Origin of the sequence: Pedosphaera parvula Ellin514, assembly GCF_000172555.1 — a bacterium.
Taxonomy (GTDB): Bacteria; Verrucomicrobiota; Verrucomicrobiia; order Limisphaerales; family Pedosphaeraceae; genus Pedosphaera.
On record NZ_ABOX02000014.1, the window covers coordinates 50740 to 67962 of the forward strand.

Here is a 17223-nt window from a genome sequence, read left to right on the forward strand (position 1 = left end):
GTCTGACCCAACTAACGGCAAATGCAATAACTTATCTATGAAAGTTTGTTCTCTCCCAAATTGTTTTGCGACCCGCATGGTGAGTGTGATGGTTGGCCTTTCTATGTTGACCTTGACCGGTTCCGCGGCGGATGAAGGAAAAGAGCTGCCGCCGCCAAAAGAGGAGCCGAAGGTGATTGATGCCGGACCGCCGCCTTCCGATGCGATTGTTCTGTTTGATGGCAAAGACCTGTCCAAGTGGGAGGGTGACAAGGGCGGTCCTGCCAAGTGGAAGGTTGAGGATGGAGTGGTGACCATTAACGGAACTGGTGGTATCCACACGACCCAAAGCTTTGGTGATTGCCAACTGCATGTCGAGTGGGCAACACCGGCTGAAGTAAAAGGCGAGGGGCAGGGGCGCGGCAACAGCGGGATTTTCCTGCAGAGTCGCTATGAAATCCAGGTGCTCGATTCCTATAACAACAAGACGTATTTCCATGGGCAGGCCGGGTCCGTTTACAAGCAACATGCCCCGCTGGTGAACTGCTGCCGCAAGCCGGGTGAATGGCAGGCTTATGATATTATTTATCATGCGCCGAGATTTGATGCGGATGGCAAGTTGACGAAACCTGGCACCGTGACGGTTTTACAGAATGGTGTGTTGGTGCAGGACAACGCTGAAATTTTAGGTGGTACCAGCCATATTGGCGCTCCCAAATATGCGGCGCATGCCTTGAAGGAGCCACTGGCGTTGCAAGATCACCATAATCCAGTTCGCTATCGCAATATTTGGATCCGCGAACTGTAATTTAAGACTTGGCAGGGTTGTTGTTCACCTTCGGCAAAGGCGAATTCAGAACTTCCAGGGCGCGCAGTGTGGCTGCACTACGCGTCTCAATATTCAGTTTGTCGAAGATTTCGAGCAGGTGCTTTTTTACGGTGGACTCGCTGATGCCTAAAATGGTGGCAATATCCAGGTTGGTCTTGCCCTGAGCGACCCAGAGAAGGGTTTCTGCGGCGCGTGGTGTTAGGCCAAGCGAGAGTAATGGTTCGTGCGAGGAAAAGTTGGGCTTGAATTCAGGCCTGGCCTGCTGTTCCTGCCGACGAAACCGGGCGACGATGGCCTCCAGCAATTCCGCCCTGGCCACGGGCTTGGTCAAATAATCATCCGCACCCAGATTCATGCCGTTGCGTTGGTCAATTTTTTCTCCCTTGGCAGACAGGAAAATGAAGGGGATGGATTCTGTTGCCGCATTTTCCCGGAGAGCTTTGAGGACCCCGTAGCCATCCAATTCCGGCATCATGACGTCGCAGAGAATGAGGTCAGGTTTTTCCTTTGCGGCGAGTTCGAGACCCAGTCGGCCGTTCTCAGCGCCGAGCGGTTGATATTGTTCGAGGCGCAAGATGGTTACCAGGTTTCGGCGCATCTCGGGCTCGTCTTCAATGACCAAAATTTTTTTCATAATGTATTCCCGGCCAAAATGCCGAATTTCACAGTTAGGGTGGTGCCTTTGTCTACAGCACTCTCGACCATGATTTGACACCTGTACTGCCATGCAACGCTGCAAAATCGCCCATCCAAACTGGTTCCCGCAATATTACCCACATTTCGAGCACGATGGAAAGCCTTGATCGACCATGCCAAATCCGGTTCGTGAATGCCAATTCCCTCGTCGGCAAACCGGGCAGGCCGCTTCGCCCTGAATTCGCGGAAACAGTGGACCTTTCGTTCCATTGTTGGTTTGGGCATCTGCTCATAGCTTCATGACCGTGCAAGGGCGAATTCCAGCCAGAAAGGCGACACCCGCGGCAACTGCGACAAGCAGGGTCGCAGAAGCCAGCGCGCATGGCGGAGGAAAAGCTGGCATGGTCTCGCAGGCTATTTTCCTTGGAGTCGACACGGCGTCAAGGATTGTCCGCTGGCAAATTGATGCGGGTGCAGCACGAACCTTTGTGGATTGAGAGATTTTTATGAGAGCGAGTTTTCAGACTTCCAGAGCCAGACTCACGCCTTGGAGAGCTTCGGAATACGATCAATTGATTGCGGCCTCGCTGGCGAAGGAAAAGAGACGTATCGCGTCCCTGGTTATCACCTGGAGGGGGCAAGCCACAAGCCTGATCAAACCGAAGGCAGCAACATTGGGAATTTGACCCTGATCTTAAAAGCAAGAGGAGAATATAATTTATGAAAAGTTCAACAAAATGGATTGTGATGCCGTTGGTTCTGATGCCGGTGCTTGGCCTGACATTGGCGGGCAAGCCTTCGAAAGAGGCGCATAATGAAAAAATCAAACGGGGCAAGTATTTGGTGGAAGCGGGCGGTTGCACGGATTGCCATACGCCGATGAAGATGGGACCAAAGGGACCGGAACCGGATATGGCCTTTTATCTCGCGGGCCATCCTGAGAATGCAAAGTTGCCGCCGCCTCCAAAACTTGCACCGGGACCCTGGATGGCAGTCACGACCGGCAGCACAGCCTGGTCGGGGCCATGGGGCATCAGTTATAGTGCCAATATCACCTCCGACGAAAATACTGCTCTGGGCATTTGGACCGAAGATATCTTCGTCAAAACGATCAGGACCGGAAAGCATTATGGCACCTCGCGGGATATTTTGCCGCCAATGCCATGGCAGAGTGTGGCGAAGCTTTCGGACGAAGATCTTAAAGCGATTTTTGCTTATTTGAAATCAGTACCGGCAGTGAAGAACCATGTTCCGGAACCGCAAGCGCCGGGTGAGGTGGCTTCCGCGAAGAACAAATTTGATTGATCATAATTCCAAATACATTTTTATGCCTCACATTACTCCAGATAAGATTGGTCAAATCGCATTTGGCTTTGCGTCATCAAAGGCGTTGCTGAGCGCGGTTGAACTTGGGCTCTTCACCGAATTGGCCAAGTCGCCCGGAGACGCCGCATCCCTCACGGCGAAGTTAGGTTTGAATGAGCGAGCTGCGCGGGATTTTTTTGATACTCTGGTAGCCTTGGGAATGCTGGATCGAAAAGGTGGTTTTTATTCCAACACGCCCGAGGCGGACTTGTATCTCGATCGGGCGAAGCCAACCTACATGGGCGGCCTGCTGGAAATGATGAATGCCAGGTTGTACGCCTTTTGGGGCTCACTCACGGAAGCGTTGCGGACGGGAAAACCACAAAACGAAATAAAGGCTGGTGGAAATGCTTTCGAGGTTCTTTATAGCAATCCTGAGCGGTTGGAGGCTTTTCTTAAAGCCATGACCGGAATCAGCCTCGGAACCGGCAGGGCGATCGCGGAAAAGTTTCCGTGGGATAATTATAAGACCTTTGTGGATGTGGGCTGCGCGCAGGGTGCGCTACCGGTGCAGGTGGCCTTGAAACATGGACATCTGACCGGCCTGGGTTACGACCTGGAGTGTGTGGGGCCGATTTACGAGCGCTATATTCGCACTAATGGATTAAGTGATCGGTTGAAGTTTGCGCCAGGCGATTTCTTCAAGGATCCCCTGCCTAAAACCGATGTCCTCGTGATGGGGCATATTCTTCACGATTGGAATCTGGAAGAGAAAAAGATGTTGTTGAAAAAAGCCTATGATGCCTTGCAGCCGGGCGGTGCAGTTTTGATTTACGAAGCCATTATCGATGATGAACGCCGCAACAACGTGTTTGGCTTGATCATGAGCTTGAATATGTTGATTGAGACAACCGGAGGTTTCGATTACACCGGTGCTGAGTGTTGTCAGTGGATGCGTGAAGCGGGATTTCGTGAAACGCGGGTGGAGCACCTCATCGGGCCGGACTCGATGGTGATCGGCATCAAATAGCCATTCGTTTTTAGGTGGGTGGTTGATACGTGCGGGAGACGGGGCGGTCCTCGTCTCCCTTTGCTTTTAAATACTGAACTTGCGGGGGTATTGCTGATTGGCTTCGTAGTAAGTTTTCTTCAATTTGATGCGCGGGTCATCAGCGGAGGGTTGAATGACACCATTGGCATCGGTGGCGCGGGAGACGAGGGTATGCTCGCCTGAAAGGGGGTGCTGCCAATCGTAGTGCCAGAAAGTCCAGGCGTATTTCGATTGATTCCGCTTATCAGTATGCGTTTCGATCCAGGAGCCATCGTCGATTTTGAGTTCCACTCGCTCCAGTGGCGTGCCATCGGTCCAGGCTGCGCCCGAAATCCGCAGTGAACCGTCTGACCGGCGAACCACGCGGGCGACGACGGATTTTACGTTCATTTTTGTCACGCTGGTTTCGCGCCAGATGGTGCAATCCGGGCGTTCCTCGCCGCGAATGGTGACATAGTCCCGCGCCATGAAGCGTCCCATGAAACGGTGGTCCAACACTTCGATGCGCTTGAGCCATTTCACCCAGGCGACACCGTACCAACCGGGAACAATGAGCCGCAACGGGAAGCCGTGTTCGGGGGGCAACGGCTTGCCATTCATCTCGTAAGCCAGGAGAATCCGGTCATCAAGGGCATCGGCGATGGTCAGGCTTCGTCCGAAGTTTTGCAGATATTCGTTGTCCTTAATTTTCTCCTTCTTTTCGTCGGTGCCGAAGAAGGCAACTTCGATTGCGCCCTTTTGAAAACCACACTCCTTGAGCAAAGGGCCAAGGGGCGTGCCAGCCCATTTCGTGTTGCCTACCGCACCCATGAAAGTAGGGGAAGAGCCATTGCCGGAACACTCCAGCGTGGCGGTGATTTCGCGACGCTTGCGGGCTTTGATTCCGGCTAGGGAAAAAGTTTTGGGATGTTTGACGAGGCCGGAAACCTCCAGGTTCCACTTCTCAGCATCTACCTTGGCGGGGCCGTAATGACTGACGGCAAAGAAATCCTTTTCCGGCGTCATCCATTCCGTGAGCTGCTCCCACTGGATCATGGGGCGGTTAGGCGTGGCCGGGAGTTTGTCGGTAAAAGGAATCAGGATTTCGTTTTCCTCCGGCTCCGGCAGGCCGAAGCTGCGCAGCGGAAACTGTGAGAGGGCAAGCGCAGCCGTGGCCACGCTGCCTTTAATCATAGCACGACGAGAAAGGGGATTGGACACAAGAGAATGATGCAAAAAAAGAGGAGAAACTCAAACCAAATCCGAGCGGCGCGGGATTATTAATATTCGCGAATCTCAGGCCAGAGTGGTTTCAGATCGGGATCGCGCAGAGCCATGGTTTTGATTTGTTCCTGGCCAGCCACCTCGATGGCGCGTTTTAAGAGGAGGCGGGCTTCGTCGAGACGCTGCATCTGGCAGGCATAACAGGCGAGGTTGTAGGGAATGGTGGGGACTTTAGGGAAACGCTCCATAGCTGGGAGCAAGGCATCCCACGCGGCCTGGAGACCGCCGGCGGGAGTGCGGCGCAGGGCGTAGGCCTGGTGCAGCCAGCCGAAGCATTCCTCTGGCGCAATGTGCAGAATCGTGCGGGCAATCTGTAGGGCTTTCATCCAGTCCTGTTCCTGGGCGTGAAGCATCCAATACACTTCCAGAACGAGAGGATGGTTTTGGTTGGCAGCCGAGATTTGGTCCAGCTCAGATCTGGCCTCGGCCAAATTACCCAATTCGATCCAACCTTCCGCAGCGGAAAGGAAGTGTGAATCAGGTGGCTCAAGCTTTTGCATTGAGAGAGATGATAAACTGTATGTCAATCAAGCAATAGATAATGAATATGTGAACTGGAATTTTGGAAAAGTCGCGCTATGATGGATTGCAACTATGAAACGATTGTTACCGGTCTTGCTTTCACTCTGTTGCGCATTATCTATGCATGCAGAAATTCATACCCAAGCTGTCGAATACAAGGACGGGGACACCGTGCTGGAAGGTTTTTCAGCCTATGATGATTCCATTCAGGGCAAGCGTCCAGCGGTGTTGATTGTGCACCAATGGAAGGGGCTGAGTGATTATGAGAAAAAGCGGGCGGAGATGCTGGCTAAACTCGGGTATAGCGTTTTTGCGTGCGACATCTATGGCAAAGGCATAAGGCCGCAAGATACAAAGGAAGCCGGTGCACTGGCGGGAAAATATAAATCGGATCGCCAGCTCTTGCGTCAGCGTGTGAATGCCGGACTGGAAGCCTTGAAGAAACAAAAATTTACCGACACAAAGAACGTTGCGGCGATTGGATACTGTTTCGGTGGGACTACGGTGATCGAGCTCGCACGGAGCGGGGCGGATGTCAAAGGTGTGGTGAGCTTCCATGGTGCACTGGATTCGCCGAAGCCTGAAGATGGAAAGAACATCAAGTGCAAGGTGCTTGCGTTGCACGGAGCGGATGATCCGTATGTGCCGGCAAAGGATGTGGCGGCATTTGAAGATGAGATGCGCGACGCCAAGGTGGATTGGCAGTTGGTGAAGTTCGGTGGTGCGGTGCACAGCTTCACAGATTGGACGGCAGGCACTGACAACTCCAAAGGCGCTGCATACAATGAGAAGGCTGACAAGCGTTCGTGGCAGTATATGCAGGACTTTTTCAACGAGCTATTCAAGTAAGCTGGTTCTGCATTGCGCCATGCAATGATTGACCTCGTGGCCGGCAAAGGCTAATACTCTCCTGCGTCCAACAACAGGAGAGTTTATGCCGACGACATTAACAATTCATGACGAGACCACGTCCGGAAAGCGGACCAACAGTCTTACACTCGATTTCCTTACCGAACGAATTACTGTTCGGGAATTGATCCGGGGAAGGATTTATGAGGAGGTGCAGGACTACAATCTCAAGGCTCCAGAATATTTCCAGGGACTGGTGGAACCTGCAGAAGCTGAGAAGGTTTTAAATGGGTATAAGCTGAAACGGCGGCGGAAAATTGATTGGGAAGAGCAATATCAAAAAGCCCTGGAGGCGTTTCAGCGGAATGGATTCTTCATTCTGATAGGTGACCGGCAGGCCGAGAGTCTGGATGAGGAATTCGAAGTCAAAGTGGAAACCGAGGTGAGCTTTGTTAAACTCATGCCTTTGGTCGGAGGATAATCAAAGTGGTCCTGCGGGATCGGCATTTCGCGAAACAAGGAGATTATATGGCGGGAACAAATGTGGCGTTTTCCAGAAGGGAGTTGGGTTGCCATGAGCATGGATAAGAGCACAAAGGGGGAAGCCATGGAATATCCCGTTGATGCGTCGTCGCCGCACCTTGAACTCGAAAACGGGATAACGACATATTTAAAAGAGCCGGAGCTGGATCTGAACGGGAAGGTGCAGTCGCGAGTTCAACCTCAGATAAACGTTCTCGAAGTGTCTCCTGAGAAGAAAGTTGTGGTAGTGCGTTTGCTGCTTGCCCGGATGGCTTGGACGATTCACCGGATAAGACACGGAAAAGTTGATGCGTATTTTTTAGATTATCTTGGTGCATTCCAGAAACAGAAGCAGCTCTTTGCTGTTCTCCTGCGTAATCCGCTGCCTTTTTCAGATGAGGATGTGGAAGAGTTGGTTAACCGGCAATATGAGTTCGTGCAGGAGGGTTTCGAGATTTCAATGGAGAAGACATTGAAGGTATGCGAGATGGTGCGAGCAGTGCGACCGCTTTCACCCGGCACTCAGAGAGCGTTGGGGCAAATAAAGAAGCTGATTGCACGCCAAGGTCAGAACGCCCGCATGCAAAAGTGGACTGAAACCATTGATCAACTCGTGGAGGGGAAGGAACCTCAAGTTCTGGACCTGCAGGATTTCTGGGCTCAAGCTGCGCAGAAGTTGATCGCCAGTCAACCGGCTGAGTTGCGGGGATGCTGGAAGAAGCTGTTAGAGTATTGTCGGAATTCCGAACAATCCAAACCTTCCAAAAAGTGGTTGAAAGGAGCGGGAGAACTGGTAGGGCAGATTGGAGCATCATCGTTCAGGGCTGCAGTGCTGGAGTGGTTTCCATTGGTGAAGCCATCCGCAAAAGCGGATAAGATGGAGTCCTATGTGCCGCCAATGTGCGAGCGCAATGTCACTGTGCTGAAAGGTCTCGTGTGGTCTTGCACAGAATACGCGGATGATTCGGTGATCAATGTCTTGGGAAACCTGGCAGAAATCAGCTTTAAGAAACTTCCCAACTGGGGAGCACTTTCGAATAAAGTTGGAAACGCATGTCTTTTTGTGTTGGAGAGCCTGCCGGGTTTGCAGCCAATAGCTGCGTTATCGCGGTTGAAGTTGAAAGTGAAGTATGCCACTGCGCAAACATTGATTCAAAAGGCATTGGGAAGAGCGGCTGCCAAAATGGGGATCAGCAGTGCGGAGTTGGAGGAAATAGCGGTTCCGACCTATGGGTTGGACGAGCAGGGCCGATTGGAAGAGAAGTTCGGCGCGTTCATCGCGGAGGTGCGCATTGCGGGCACTCAGTCGGTGGAATTGTCATGGAGGACACAGGGAGGCAAGCCGCAGAAAAGCATTCCCGCCGAAGTCAAAACTCAGCATGCAACAGAACTTAAAGTCCTGAAAAGAACTGTCACGGAAATTGAAAAAATGCTCCCGGCGCAGAGGGAGCGCATCGAGAAATTGTTCGTGGCGGAGCGCGAGTGGGATTTCGAGTCGTGGCGCGCGCGGTATCTGAACCATCCGTTGCTTGCAAACATGTCCCGGCGATTAATATGGCATTTCCAAAATGGAGAACGGAAAGCATCGGGCATCTGGCGCGACGGAAAGTTGGTGGATATTGATAATAAGCAGATAGATTGGCTGACGCCGGAAACCAAGGTCAGGCTCTGGCATCCAATCGGATTTGATATTGATACGGTGTCCAAGTGGCGGAAATGGTTGGAAGGGCATGAGATCGTTCAACCGTTTAAGCAGGCGCATAGAGAGTTGTACATCCTGACTGATGCGGAGTTGGCCACGGGAACCTATTCTAATCGATTTGCTGCCCACATCATCAAACAGCATCAGTTTGCCGCGCTGGCCAGGCAGCGCGGGTGGAAATATAGTCTGCAGGGAGCTTTTGATTCGGCAAATACGCCCACTTTGGAACTTCCGCAATGGAATTTGAAAGTGGAGTTTTGGGTTGAGGGTGTGGGAGATAACGACGATATCTCACGAGCAGGAATCTTTCTTTGTCTTTCCACAGATCAGGTTCGATTTTGCAGGCCAGATGGAGAGCCAATTGCATTGAGTGATGTGCCGGCGCTGGTGTTTTCCGAGGTGATGCGGGATATTGATTTGTTTGTGGGGGTGTGCAGCATTGGAAACGATCCTGCTTGGAGGGATGGGGGTGCAGTTGATCATCGCACTTATTGGGGAGGTTATTCCTTCGGTGAACTTTCCAGCATTGCACAAACCCGTCGTGACTTCCTGCTGCGGTTGTTGCCGAGGTTGAAAATTGCAGGCAAGTGTTCGTTGAGTGAAAGATTTCTCAACGTGCAGGGCAGGTTTCGGAAGTATAAAATTCATCTTGGCAGCGGTAACATTCTGATGGACCCGAATGATCAGTACTTGTGCATTGTTCCCAACAGAGCTGCAGAAGGTGTCGGGGAGAAGGTGTTCTTGCCGTTCGAAGGAGACAGCACACTTGCAGTGATACTCAGCAAAGCCTTTCTGCTGGTCGATGATGACAAAATAAAAGATCCCACCATCGTCAGTCAGATTCAGCCGAGATAAAGTCGAGGAGGTGGCGGGAGTGCTGGAGATTGAAAGTCCCCGAACCTCATTGTTTTTCATCTTCTGCTTGATTTTTGGAGACTGCTGTAGTTTAGTTGCTCTGCAACAGAATTGGAGGCCGTATGGCAAACCAACTACTAAAAAACGAATACGACTTTTTTCGAACGCACCAGTAAGCGTCGAAAGGGGTTCCCTTCCGAGACCCGCGTGAAGCGCGGCGTCCAAATTGTTCACGGGAATAAAGAGCTGATCGAAAAGCTGGGCCGGAGAGATTTGTGCCCATGCGGTTCGGGACGCAGGTTTCAAGAATTGTTGCCTGCGCTCGGGGCGTTACGATGGCTCGCTTCGTGACCACTACTTTTAGGGAAAGATAATCCCATTCAATTCCTGTGCGGAGAGGTTGTGTCTTCGCACGGAGCCTTTGGTGGTGCGTTGCTGTACGCAGCGCGAAGGAATGTTTTTGTTTTAAAATTGAAAAAAATATTACTGGTCTATGTCTACAATCGTTGTGGTGAAGAAGAATGGTGAAGTGGCAATTGCCGCGGATACGCAAACGACAAGCGGCGGAACGAAGCTTTCCGCCGGGTTCAAAACGCAAAAGGAAAAAATACTGCGGTTTGAAGATACGTACATTGGATTCGTGGGATATTGTGCGCACCGTGATGTGTTTGAAAGCTTGATGGAAAAGCGCCCCAGTGACCTGGACTTCAAGAGTCGTCGGCATATTTTTGAGACGTTCCTGAAGTTGCATCCCGTATTGAAGGAGGACTTCTTCGTAAATTCGAAGGAAGAGGACAGTGCATACGAAACGAGCCAGATGACGATTGTGATTGCCAATCCGCATGGCATTTTTGACGTGAATTCAGATCGAAATGTAACGGAAATAGAGGCCTTTTGGGCGATTGGGTCCGGTCGTGAATATGCGTTGGGAGCGATGCACCAGGCTTATGACACCCGAGCCACGGCACGTGAGGTGGCCATTGGTGGAGTGTTGGCAGCCTGTGAATTCGATCCGTGGTCAGGGCTGCCATACACAGTTTATACTGCGTCCTTGAAGTTGGGGAAGCCTGCGCAGAATGTAGTGGAGGAGGTAATCTGCATTTGAATAAATGAAGCACGCCGGGTGCGGGCGCCACCCGCACCCGGCTATTTTCCCCATGGGTAAATGCCTACTGTGGAGACCTGAGTTTCGAGGCTAAAATGAAATATGGCTTCGACATTAAAAGCCGTTTGGGGGTTGTTGAAACAATCTGTAAATAATTTCATCAATGATAATGCCCAGCGGTTGGGAGCGGCGTTATCTTATTATACGGTGCTGGCATTGCCGCCGTTATTTGTGATTCTGTTCTTTGTGGCCGGCCTCGTCCTTCGCCACCACGATGTTCAAAAGGATGTTTTCAATCAGGTGGGCGGACTTATTGGCAAGCAGGGAGGGGAAGCGATTAAAAGCATCATGGCCAATCCGCAACAACAGCAGAAGGGATTTGTCGCGAGTGCCATTGCCATCGGCGCGCTGCTGGTGACAAGCACGGGACTTTTTTTGGAATTGCAGAATGCGTTGAACTCCATTTGGGGTGTTAGAGAAAAGCCCGGCCAGGGCGTCACGGGTTTCATTAAGAATCGACTGCTATCTTTTGGCATGATCGTCATCATAGGATTTTTACTGCTGGTATCCATGGTGGTGAGCACCGCGCTGACCGCTTTAAACAAGTATTTCGCCGGCCTGGTGCCGGACCTGCATATTCTTTGGCAGATATTGAACGTGGTGGTGTCATTTGGGGTGATTACAGTTCTATTCGCGATGCTGTTCAAAGTGCTGCCGGATGTGAAGATTGCCTGGAAAGATGTTTGGATTGGGGCTGCGATCACGGCATTCCTCTTCACGCTGGGAAAGTTTGGGTTGGGATTATATCTCGGCAAGAGCGCGACAGCTTCGGCCTATGGCGCTGCGGGTTCGCTGGTGATCATTTTGTTATGGGTTTACTATTCGGCGCAAATTTTGTTTTTCGGGGCGGAAGTTACGCAGGCATACGCCTGCCGGTTTGGAGAAAAGATGGAGCCGGTGGCCCACGCGGAATGGATTGAGCAGGGGAATCAGAAGGATAAAACCGCAGGCGCCGCGCCGCATAAAGCTGAAGCTGAGGAGGAGCCTGAGCATCCGCAGGTCAATCGTGTGGAGAAACAGAAGCAGATCGTGAAGAATATTTCCCGACGTGTCGATTCCTGGCATGACCTGCAGAAATAACAGTGCTTTTATGAGGAGCGTACGGTTCTCAGCTTCCAAGGAACAGAGGAATAAAACATTGAGAGCGAAAAGGTGCTGCAGGAGAAAAGCCGGGAGCAGTTGGTGCTCATTCGAAAAGTAAAAGCCGCCGTTCGGAAACCGAAAGGCGGCTTTGATTTTCCAGCCGGAGGCGCAGTGACGCGCGGGGCGAGATTATTGGGGCTGAACCAGCGTGTTCGTGGTGCTCTGATAGATCACCGCGTTGGTGCTGTTCTCATAAATGCGCTCAGGTGCGTTGGCGCGGCCAGTGGCCATGGGTTGCACCGTGATGTTGTTGACGAGCTGTTTGACGCCATCGACCTTGGAGGCGATGACGGCAGCCTGTTGTTTCTGATCGGCCGAGGCCACGAAGCCATTCAATTGAACGGTTCCGTTAAATGAGGAAACATCCACGTTGGGGTACTTATAAATTTGATTATCATTCAAGGCACCTTTGACGCGGTTGCTGACCATGCGATCATCAATGTAAGTGCCAGCAGAACGGCCTTCGGTGTGACAACCTGTCAGGCCGGTGAAGGCCACGGAGCTTCCGAGACAGGCAGCGAGAACTAATTGCTTAAGGTTAATTTTCATGTGTTGATTTATGTTGTCCTTATTGACGCTAAACAATAGTCCCAGAGCGGCTTTGCAACCATGGGGTCTAACCCGAGAACCATGTGTGGGGTACGGAAGCAGGAGACGTCATTAGTTGGATCACGGGTTGGAGCGGGAAAGTCCGATTATTGTTTATTGATCAAGCAATTAAGTCTTAAATTCTCATATGCGTATAACAGGCGGCAAAGCTACCGGTCGGCCATTAAGGGTCCCGAAGGGGTTGGATGTACGACCCACACCGGACCTGGTGAAACAGGCCGTGTTCAACAGTTTAGGAAATCGAGTGGTGGGTGCCCGGGTGCTGGAACTGTTTGCTGGAACCGGAGCACTGAGTTTGGAATGTCTGAGTCGTGGGGCAGCGCAGGTGGTTTGCGTGGAAATGGCGCAACGACATGCCCAGGCCATTCGCCACAATGCGGGCAAGGTTGGAATTGGGCCTGAGGTGTTGGAAGTCAGGGTGCAGGATGTGTTTAATGCACTGCCACAACTTGCCGCAGCCGGCAGGCAGTTTGAGGTGGTAATAGCTGATCCTCCGTATGGGGAAAAGAACGTGGGGCGACGCTCACGTTCCTTCGCGCAACAATTACTCGATGACCCGAACTTGCCGAGGTTGATAGCAACTGGCGGGCTTTTTATCCTCGGGCACACCAAGCGGGATACTTTGGAACTGACGGCTCCCTGGGAAGAAAAAAAGATGCTTAAGCATGGGGACACCGTGATGAGATTCCTGATGGTAAAAGCCGAAGCGGCTCCGTCCGAATAGTGGGGCAATGCCGGTGGCTCAACGCTTCCTTGCTTGACCGAAAGCTTGAGGTCTGAAACATTGCCGAAAAATCCGGTATATGCTTTCTACATTTAGGGCAGCCATTTTGGGTTTGGGCTTTGCATTGCTCATGTCTTCCAGTCACGCACAAAATCAGGGGGAAGCATCCTCTGGTAATTCCAATTCACAAGCAGCCTTGCAACGAGTGGTGGAGCAGGCGGTGCAAAAGACGTTGCAAGAGTTCTCTGCGAAAAAGCTCGGCAGCAATCAGTTGGCGGTGACTTTGGTGAACTTGAAGGATCCCGCGCATCCGGTGGAGGCGAATTACCGGGGCGAGGAGCAAATTTATCCCGCGAGCGTCATCAAGTTGTTCTACCTGGTGACAGCGCATCGACAAATGGAGGATGGGAAGCTGAAAGATACTGCGGAATTGCGCCGGGCGATGCGGGATATGATAGTCGATTCCTATAACGAGGCGACTGGATACATTGTGGACTTGGTGACAGGAACGACCAGCGGACCAGAGTTGTCCGAGACTGAGATCAAGGAATGGCACTATCAGAGGGATGCCGTGAACCGCTATTTTTCTTCATTGGGCTATACCAATATCAACGTCAATAAGAAGCCTTGGTGTGAAGGACCTTATGGCCGTGAAACCCAGGCGCTGAAGCTTTTCAAGCCAACCCGGAATCAGCTCACGACCGATGCGACCGCCCGGTTGCTTACGGAGGTGGTAACGGGAAAAGCGGTTTCGGAGAGTCGTTGTGAGCAGATGAAAGAGTTGCTGAAGAGGGATTACGAAAAGCCGGGAGAAGCTGATGACCAAGCTCATGCTTTTACGGCCAAAGCGCTTCCGAAAGGTGCAAAGCTTTGGTCCAAAGCCGGTTGGACAAGTGAGACTCGACATGACGCGGCCTATGTGGAGTTACCGAATGGAATGCGCTTCGTGTTGGTTACGTTCACGTTAAACCATGCTTCGGAGCAGCAAATTATCCCATTTCTGGCCAAAGAAGTGATGGCTTGCTTAGGGGAGATCAGATAAGGAGAGGCTAATTTTGAGCGTTTTTCTAATATGTGCGTCCAAAAGCACAGTTTTCGGGCTGGCAATAGTAGCTAGACTCGGTGTGTGTACAACAAAGACGAGCTGGAATAGCATTTGCAAATGATTAGTTCTTTCGTAATCTAGCAACTCTTGTTTTATCGAAATGCGACAATTTGTTACCATCGCAGCGAACGCGTTCATGGAACTGGTGCGGCAACCAGTATTCCTGCTCCTGATGACTAGTTCGGCCGTGTTCGAGATCTTTCTCGCGACCCCCTATTACTTCGCGTTTGGGGATGAGCCGAAGTTGGTCAAGAACAGCGTCATGGCAGTCATGCTGCTGGCTGGGTTATTTGGAGCAGTCTTGAGCGCTTCGGCCTCGTTGGCCCGGGAAATTCGAGCTGGAACGGCTCTGGCGGTGCTTTCCAAGCCCATCGGAAGGGCTCAATTCATTGTGGCCAAGTATGTTGGGTTGATGGTGGCACTGGCTTTACTTACTTATGTGAACCTGGTGGCAGCTTTATTAACCAGCCGCATGGCATTCGATGCTTATGGTTCCACGGATATGTTGGCATTGGGAATTTTCGCTGGTGGACTGCTCGTGGCGTACCTGATTGGCGGTTTCAGTAACTTCTTTTTACGCAGGCCATTCGTTTCAGATGCAGTGTTTGGGATTGTCCTGATGGTGAGCGTGGCGTTTATCATCATCAGCTTTTTCAATAAAGACGGGGCTTCGCAACCTTTCGCCACCGGAGTCGATTGGCGGTTGGTGCCGGCGTCCATTTTGGTGTTGTTTGCGCTTTGGATTTTGGCGGGGTTGGCACTGGCCTGCTCGACGCGGTTGGACATGATTCCAACCCTGGCGATTTGCACAGCACTATTTTTGTTGGGATTGATGTCCAATTACCTGTTTGGAGAAAAGGCCAAGGCGGGTTCGTGGTGGGCATCGACGCTTTATGCCATCACGCCGAATTGGCAGCTTTTTTGGCTGGGCGATGCCTTGGAAACAGGCAAGAGCACGTTCGAGTGGGGTTACGTGGGCAAGGCCTTTAGCTATGTGGTCTGCTATGTCGGGGCGGTTTTGGCCCTTGCCGTCATGTTGTTTGAAGATCGCGAACTGAGTTAACCGATAATGGAACGAAAATCTGAAAAAAACGGGCTGATTAACCTGTTATTATTGATTGCCGCTGGGGCGATTGCCTATGGCGTTGCTCGCTATGGCAATACTCTGGCCGGCCTTGTGAGCACAGTGTTCATGGGGATTGGCGCATTGATCGCAATCGTAAGCTGGTTCCAAATGCGCCTTGAGGAGCGGGAGCGGTTGGAGAAGCTGGAGTTTGATGAACTGAGCAAGACGGCAGCGAGTTCGGCATTGTTCAATGCGCAGGAAACCGAAGTGTTTCCAGCCCAGCGTTCACGCGAACAATTTGAACGGTTCTTCGTCCCAGCGTTCACGGTGCTGCTCTTTTTATTACAGGCTGGGGGAGCGTTCCTGCTTTGGCGTTGGCTGGCTAAGATTCTCATCACCCCGATGCAGCCATCGACCGCTTATCTCTCGGCGGGACTCTTCGCCTTGATCGGTTTGGTGCTGTTCCTGATAGGCAAATACTCCACGGGTATTGCGCGCCTTGAAGGATTGCGACTCGTCCGTCCGGGAGCGAGTTACATGCTGTTTAGCGCATTTCTGTGCTGGGCTGCTCCGGTTGCCATTGGCTTGGTGATGGTGCTGGGTTTCCCACGAGCTGACCTTTATTTCGCGAAGGCATTCAGTTTGATTCTCACGCTGATAGCGCTCGAGACGCTGGTCAACCTGATTCTTGAAATTTATCGCCCGCGGATGAAGGGCAAAGTGGCGCGCCCGATCTATGAAAGCCGTATCGTAAGCCTGCTCGGCCAGCCGGATGGTTTGGTATCAACAGCGGCTCAAACCCTCGACTATCAATTTGGCTTCAAGGTTTCTGAAACATGGTTTTACAAGTTCTTCCAAAAGAGGCTGGCAATGTTGATTTTGCTGCAAGTGGGCGTGTTGTTGTTGTCCACCAGCATGGTGTTTATTGATGCTGGTGAGCAGGCTTTGTTGGAACGATTTGGCCGGCCGGTAGAGGGCCGGGAGTTGTTGGGGCCGGGCGCACACTTGAAGTTACCGTGGCCGATTGACAAGGTCTATCGCTATCCCACCGATCAGATCCAATCGTTTAATGTTGGATTTGTTCCCGATCCGGGGCGTGAGAATGATAAAACCGTGCTTTGGACCGTGAGCCATGCGAAGGAAGAAAACTTCCTGGTGGCAAACCGGGATTTGGTACAGCTGAACGACGCGACCAATAACGCTGCAGCGGGCAAGAGGCCGCCACCGGTCAGCCTGTTGACGGTTAGCATCCCGGTTCAGTTCCAGATCACCAATTTGCTGGCTTGGGCGTATAATAACGAAGAGCCAGATACACTCTTGAATCACATCGCAAACAGCGAAGTGGTTCGCTACCTGGTAAGCGCTGATTTGCAGGAAATCATGTCTCATGGCCGTTCCGATGCGGCGAATATTTTGCGCGATCGCATCCAGCAGGAGGCGGACAGACGCAAGTTGGGTGCGCACATTCTATTCGTCGGCCTGCAGGATATTCATCCACCAGTGAAGGTGGCTCCAGACTATGAGAAAGTGGTCGCCGCCATTCACACCAAGGAGGCGAACATCCTGGCAGCGCAGGCTGATGGAATCAAGACGAACGCAATGGCAGAGGCGCAGGCCTTTAAATTGATTTCGGAAGCACGAGTTGCGTGTCAGCGACAGGAAGTGGATGCCATGGCCCGTGCGGCATTGTTCACAAACCAGATCCCAGCCTATGAAGCTTCACCATCGGTGTATTCCTCTCGTGCCTATCTGCAGACCTTTGCCCGATCGGTGGCGGGGGCGCGCAAATACATTCTGTTGTCCACCAATGCGCAGGATGTGGTGATCCTGAACCTGGAAGATAAAATACGGCAGGACCTGTTGGACACCATCACAGTTCCGCCACCGAAGAAATAATT

19 protein-coding genes are annotated in these 17223 nt (G+C 51.9%); 14 read left to right on the forward strand and 5 right to left on the reverse strand.

What is annotated here, in order from left to right; translation table 11 throughout:
- Positions 1 to 37: 37 nt before the first annotated feature.
- Positions 38 to 787, forward strand: coding sequence for a 3-keto-disaccharide hydrolase (locus tag CFLAV_RS12990; protein WP_202796895.1), 750 nt, complete (start codon positions 38 to 40; stop codon positions 785 to 787).
- Position 788: 1 nt separating this feature from the next.
- Here CFLAV_RS12990 and CFLAV_RS12995 read toward each other — a convergent pair whose 3' ends face one another.
- Positions 789 to 1442: a response regulator transcription factor gene (locus tag CFLAV_RS12995; protein WP_007415192.1), complete on the reverse strand. Its 654-nt coding sequence runs from the start codon at positions 1440 to 1442 to the stop codon at positions 789 to 791.
- A complete protein-coding gene (locus CFLAV_RS35515; RefSeq protein WP_040548510.1) occupies positions 1439 to 1729 on the reverse strand; it encodes a histidine kinase in 291 nt (96 codons plus the stop codon). Before CFLAV_RS35515 ends, CFLAV_RS12995 begins: the two co-directional genes overlap by 4 nt.
- A gap of 221 nt (positions 1730 to 1950) precedes the next feature.
- Between CFLAV_RS35515 and CFLAV_RS13010 the strand changes: the two genes are divergently transcribed.
- The 3 genes from CFLAV_RS13010 to CFLAV_RS13020 are packed head-to-tail and all read left to right on the forward strand — an operon-like array spanning position 1951 to position 3779.
- On the forward strand, positions 1951 to 2130 hold the full coding sequence (locus tag CFLAV_RS13010) for a hypothetical protein (protein ID WP_007415194.1): 180 nt from the start codon (positions 1951 to 1953) through the stop codon (positions 2128 to 2130).
- A 34-nt stretch (positions 2131 to 2164) separates the two neighbouring features.
- Entirely contained in the window at positions 2165 to 2749 is a 585-nt protein-coding gene (locus CFLAV_RS13015; RefSeq protein ID WP_007415195.1) for a c-type cytochrome, read from the forward strand.
- Between the two features lie 22 nt (positions 2750 to 2771).
- Positions 2772 to 3779: a methyltransferase gene (locus CFLAV_RS13020; protein ID WP_040548519.1), complete on the forward strand. Its 1008-nt coding sequence runs from the start codon at positions 2772 to 2774 to the stop codon at positions 3777 to 3779.
- Positions 3780 to 3845: 66 nt separating this feature from the next.
- Here CFLAV_RS13020 and CFLAV_RS13025 read toward each other — a convergent pair whose 3' ends face one another.
- Positions 3846 to 4973, reverse strand: coding sequence for a sulfite oxidase (locus CFLAV_RS13025; RefSeq protein ID WP_007415197.1), 1128 nt, complete (start codon positions 4971 to 4973; stop codon positions 3846 to 3848).
- Between the two features lie 86 nt (positions 4974 to 5059).
- Entirely contained in the window at positions 5060 to 5563 is a 504-nt protein-coding gene (locus CFLAV_RS13030; protein ID WP_007415198.1) for a hypothetical protein, read from the reverse strand.
- 94 nt (positions 5564 to 5657) lie between these two features.
- Between CFLAV_RS13030 and CFLAV_RS13035 the strand changes: the two genes are divergently transcribed.
- The 6 genes from CFLAV_RS13035 (at position 5658) to CFLAV_RS13055 (ending at position 11758) form a co-directional block, all read left to right on the forward strand.
- A complete protein-coding gene (locus CFLAV_RS13035; protein WP_040548525.1) occupies positions 5658 to 6434 on the forward strand; it encodes a dienelactone hydrolase family protein in 777 nt (258 codons plus the stop codon).
- A gap of 85 nt (positions 6435 to 6519) precedes the next feature.
- Positions 6520 to 6915, forward strand: a complete 396-nt coding sequence (locus tag CFLAV_RS13040; RefSeq protein ID WP_007415200.1) for a hypothetical protein — start codon at positions 6520 to 6522, stop codon at positions 6913 to 6915.
- Positions 6916 to 7014: 99 nt separating this feature from the next.
- On the forward strand, positions 7015 to 9513 hold the full coding sequence (locus tag CFLAV_RS13045; RefSeq protein ID WP_160164572.1) for a DUF4132 domain-containing protein: 2499 nt from the start codon (positions 7015 to 7017) through the stop codon (positions 9511 to 9513).
- 207 nt (positions 9514 to 9720) lie between these two features.
- The gene (locus CFLAV_RS37600) at positions 9721 to 9864 is read left to right on the forward strand and encodes an SEC-C metal-binding domain-containing protein (RefSeq protein WP_085998868.1); all 144 of its coding nucleotides are present in this window, start codon (positions 9721 to 9723) and stop codon (positions 9862 to 9864) included.
- A 142-nt stretch (positions 9865 to 10006) separates the two neighbouring features.
- Positions 10007 to 10618, forward strand: coding sequence for an Ntn hydrolase family protein (locus tag CFLAV_RS13050; protein WP_007415202.1), 612 nt, complete (start codon positions 10007 to 10009; stop codon positions 10616 to 10618).
- A 102-nt stretch (positions 10619 to 10720) separates the two neighbouring features.
- Entirely contained in the window at positions 10721 to 11758 is a 1038-nt protein-coding gene (locus CFLAV_RS13055; RefSeq protein ID WP_007415203.1) for a YihY/virulence factor BrkB family protein, read from the forward strand.
- A 192-nt stretch (positions 11759 to 11950) separates the two neighbouring features.
- On the opposite strand, the gene CFLAV_RS13060 is transcribed toward CFLAV_RS13055, so the two are convergent.
- Positions 11951 to 12370, reverse strand: a complete 420-nt coding sequence (locus tag CFLAV_RS13060) for a BON domain-containing protein (protein WP_007415204.1) — start codon at positions 12368 to 12370, stop codon at positions 11951 to 11953.
- Between the two features lie 187 nt (positions 12371 to 12557).
- Between CFLAV_RS13060 and CFLAV_RS13065 the strand changes: the two genes are divergently transcribed.
- From CFLAV_RS13065 to hflK, 4 genes are all read left to right on the forward strand, one after another.
- Entirely contained in the window at positions 12558 to 13154 is a 597-nt protein-coding gene (locus CFLAV_RS13065; RefSeq protein WP_007415205.1) for an RsmD family RNA methyltransferase, read from the forward strand.
- 79 nt (positions 13155 to 13233) lie between these two features.
- Complete coding sequence (locus CFLAV_RS13070) at positions 13234 to 14196, forward strand: serine hydrolase (RefSeq protein WP_007415206.1); 963 nt, start codon at positions 13234 to 13236, stop codon at positions 14194 to 14196.
- Between the two features lie 163 nt (positions 14197 to 14359).
- A complete protein-coding gene (locus CFLAV_RS13075; RefSeq protein ID WP_007415207.1) occupies positions 14360 to 15322 on the forward strand; it encodes a hypothetical protein in 963 nt (320 codons plus the stop codon).
- Positions 15323 to 15328: 6 nt separating this feature from the next.
- Positions 15329 to 17221 carry a protease modulator HflK gene (gene hflK, locus CFLAV_RS13080; protein WP_007415208.1) on the forward strand — a complete coding sequence of 631 codons (1893 nt, stop codon included), beginning with the start codon at positions 15329 to 15331 and terminating at the stop codon, positions 17219 to 17221.
- Positions 17222 to 17223 lie beyond the last annotated feature (2 nt).

What these genes read in the sequence shown, in the direction of transcription:
- CFLAV_RS13045 (WP_160164572.1), top strand. Translation starts at nt 7,015, where the DNA reads ATGGATAAGAGCACAAAGGGGGAAGCCATGGAATATCCCGTTGATGCG.
- CFLAV_RS13075 (WP_007415207.1), top strand. Translation starts at nt 14,360, where the DNA reads ATGCGACAATTTGTTACCATCGCAGCGAACGCGTTCATGGAACTGGTG.
- CFLAV_RS13050 (WP_007415202.1), top strand. Translation starts at nt 10,007, where the DNA reads ATGTCTACAATCGTTGTGGTGAAGAAGAATGGTGAAGTGGCAATTGCC.
- CFLAV_RS13015 (WP_007415195.1), top strand. Translation starts at nt 2,165, where the DNA reads ATGAAAAGTTCAACAAAATGGATTGTGATGCCGTTGGTTCTGATGCCG.
- CFLAV_RS13020 (WP_040548519.1), top strand. Translation starts at nt 2,772, where the DNA reads ATGCCTCACATTACTCCAGATAAGATTGGTCAAATCGCATTTGGCTTT.
- CFLAV_RS12990 (WP_202796895.1), top strand. Translation starts at nt 38, where the DNA reads ATGAAAGTTTGTTCTCTCCCAAATTGTTTTGCGACCCGCATGGTGAGT.
- CFLAV_RS13035 (WP_040548525.1), top strand. Translation starts at nt 5,658, where the DNA reads ATGAAACGATTGTTACCGGTCTTGCTTTCACTCTGTTGCGCATTATCT.
- CFLAV_RS13030 (WP_007415198.1), bottom strand. Translation starts at nt 5,563, where the DNA reads ATGCAAAAGCTTGAGCCACCTGATTCACACTTCCTTTCCGCTGCGGAA.
- CFLAV_RS35515 (WP_040548510.1), bottom strand. Translation starts at nt 1,729, where the DNA reads ATGCCCAAACCAACAATGGAACGAAAGGTCCACTGTTTCCGCGAATTC.
- CFLAV_RS13055 (WP_007415203.1), top strand. Translation starts at nt 10,721, where the DNA reads ATGGCTTCGACATTAAAAGCCGTTTGGGGGTTGTTGAAACAATCTGTA.
- CFLAV_RS13040 (WP_007415200.1), top strand. Translation starts at nt 6,520, where the DNA reads ATGCCGACGACATTAACAATTCATGACGAGACCACGTCCGGAAAGCGG.
- CFLAV_RS13065 (WP_007415205.1), top strand. Translation starts at nt 12,558, where the DNA reads ATGCGTATAACAGGCGGCAAAGCTACCGGTCGGCCATTAAGGGTCCCG.
- CFLAV_RS13010 (WP_007415194.1), top strand. Translation starts at nt 1,951, where the DNA reads ATGAGAGCGAGTTTTCAGACTTCCAGAGCCAGACTCACGCCTTGGAGA.
- CFLAV_RS13025 (WP_007415197.1), bottom strand. Translation starts at nt 4,973, where the DNA reads ATGATTAAAGGCAGCGTGGCCACGGCTGCGCTTGCCCTCTCACAGTTT.
- CFLAV_RS12995 (WP_007415192.1), bottom strand. Translation starts at nt 1,442, where the DNA reads ATGAAAAAAATTTTGGTCATTGAAGACGAGCCCGAGATGCGCCGAAAC.
- CFLAV_RS13070 (WP_007415206.1), top strand. Translation starts at nt 13,234, where the DNA reads ATGCTTTCTACATTTAGGGCAGCCATTTTGGGTTTGGGCTTTGCATTG.
- CFLAV_RS13060 (WP_007415204.1), bottom strand. Translation starts at nt 12,370, where the DNA reads ATGAAAATTAACCTTAAGCAATTAGTTCTCGCTGCCTGTCTCGGAAGC.
- hflK (WP_007415208.1), top strand. Translation starts at nt 15,329, where the DNA reads ATGGAACGAAAATCTGAAAAAAACGGGCTGATTAACCTGTTATTATTG.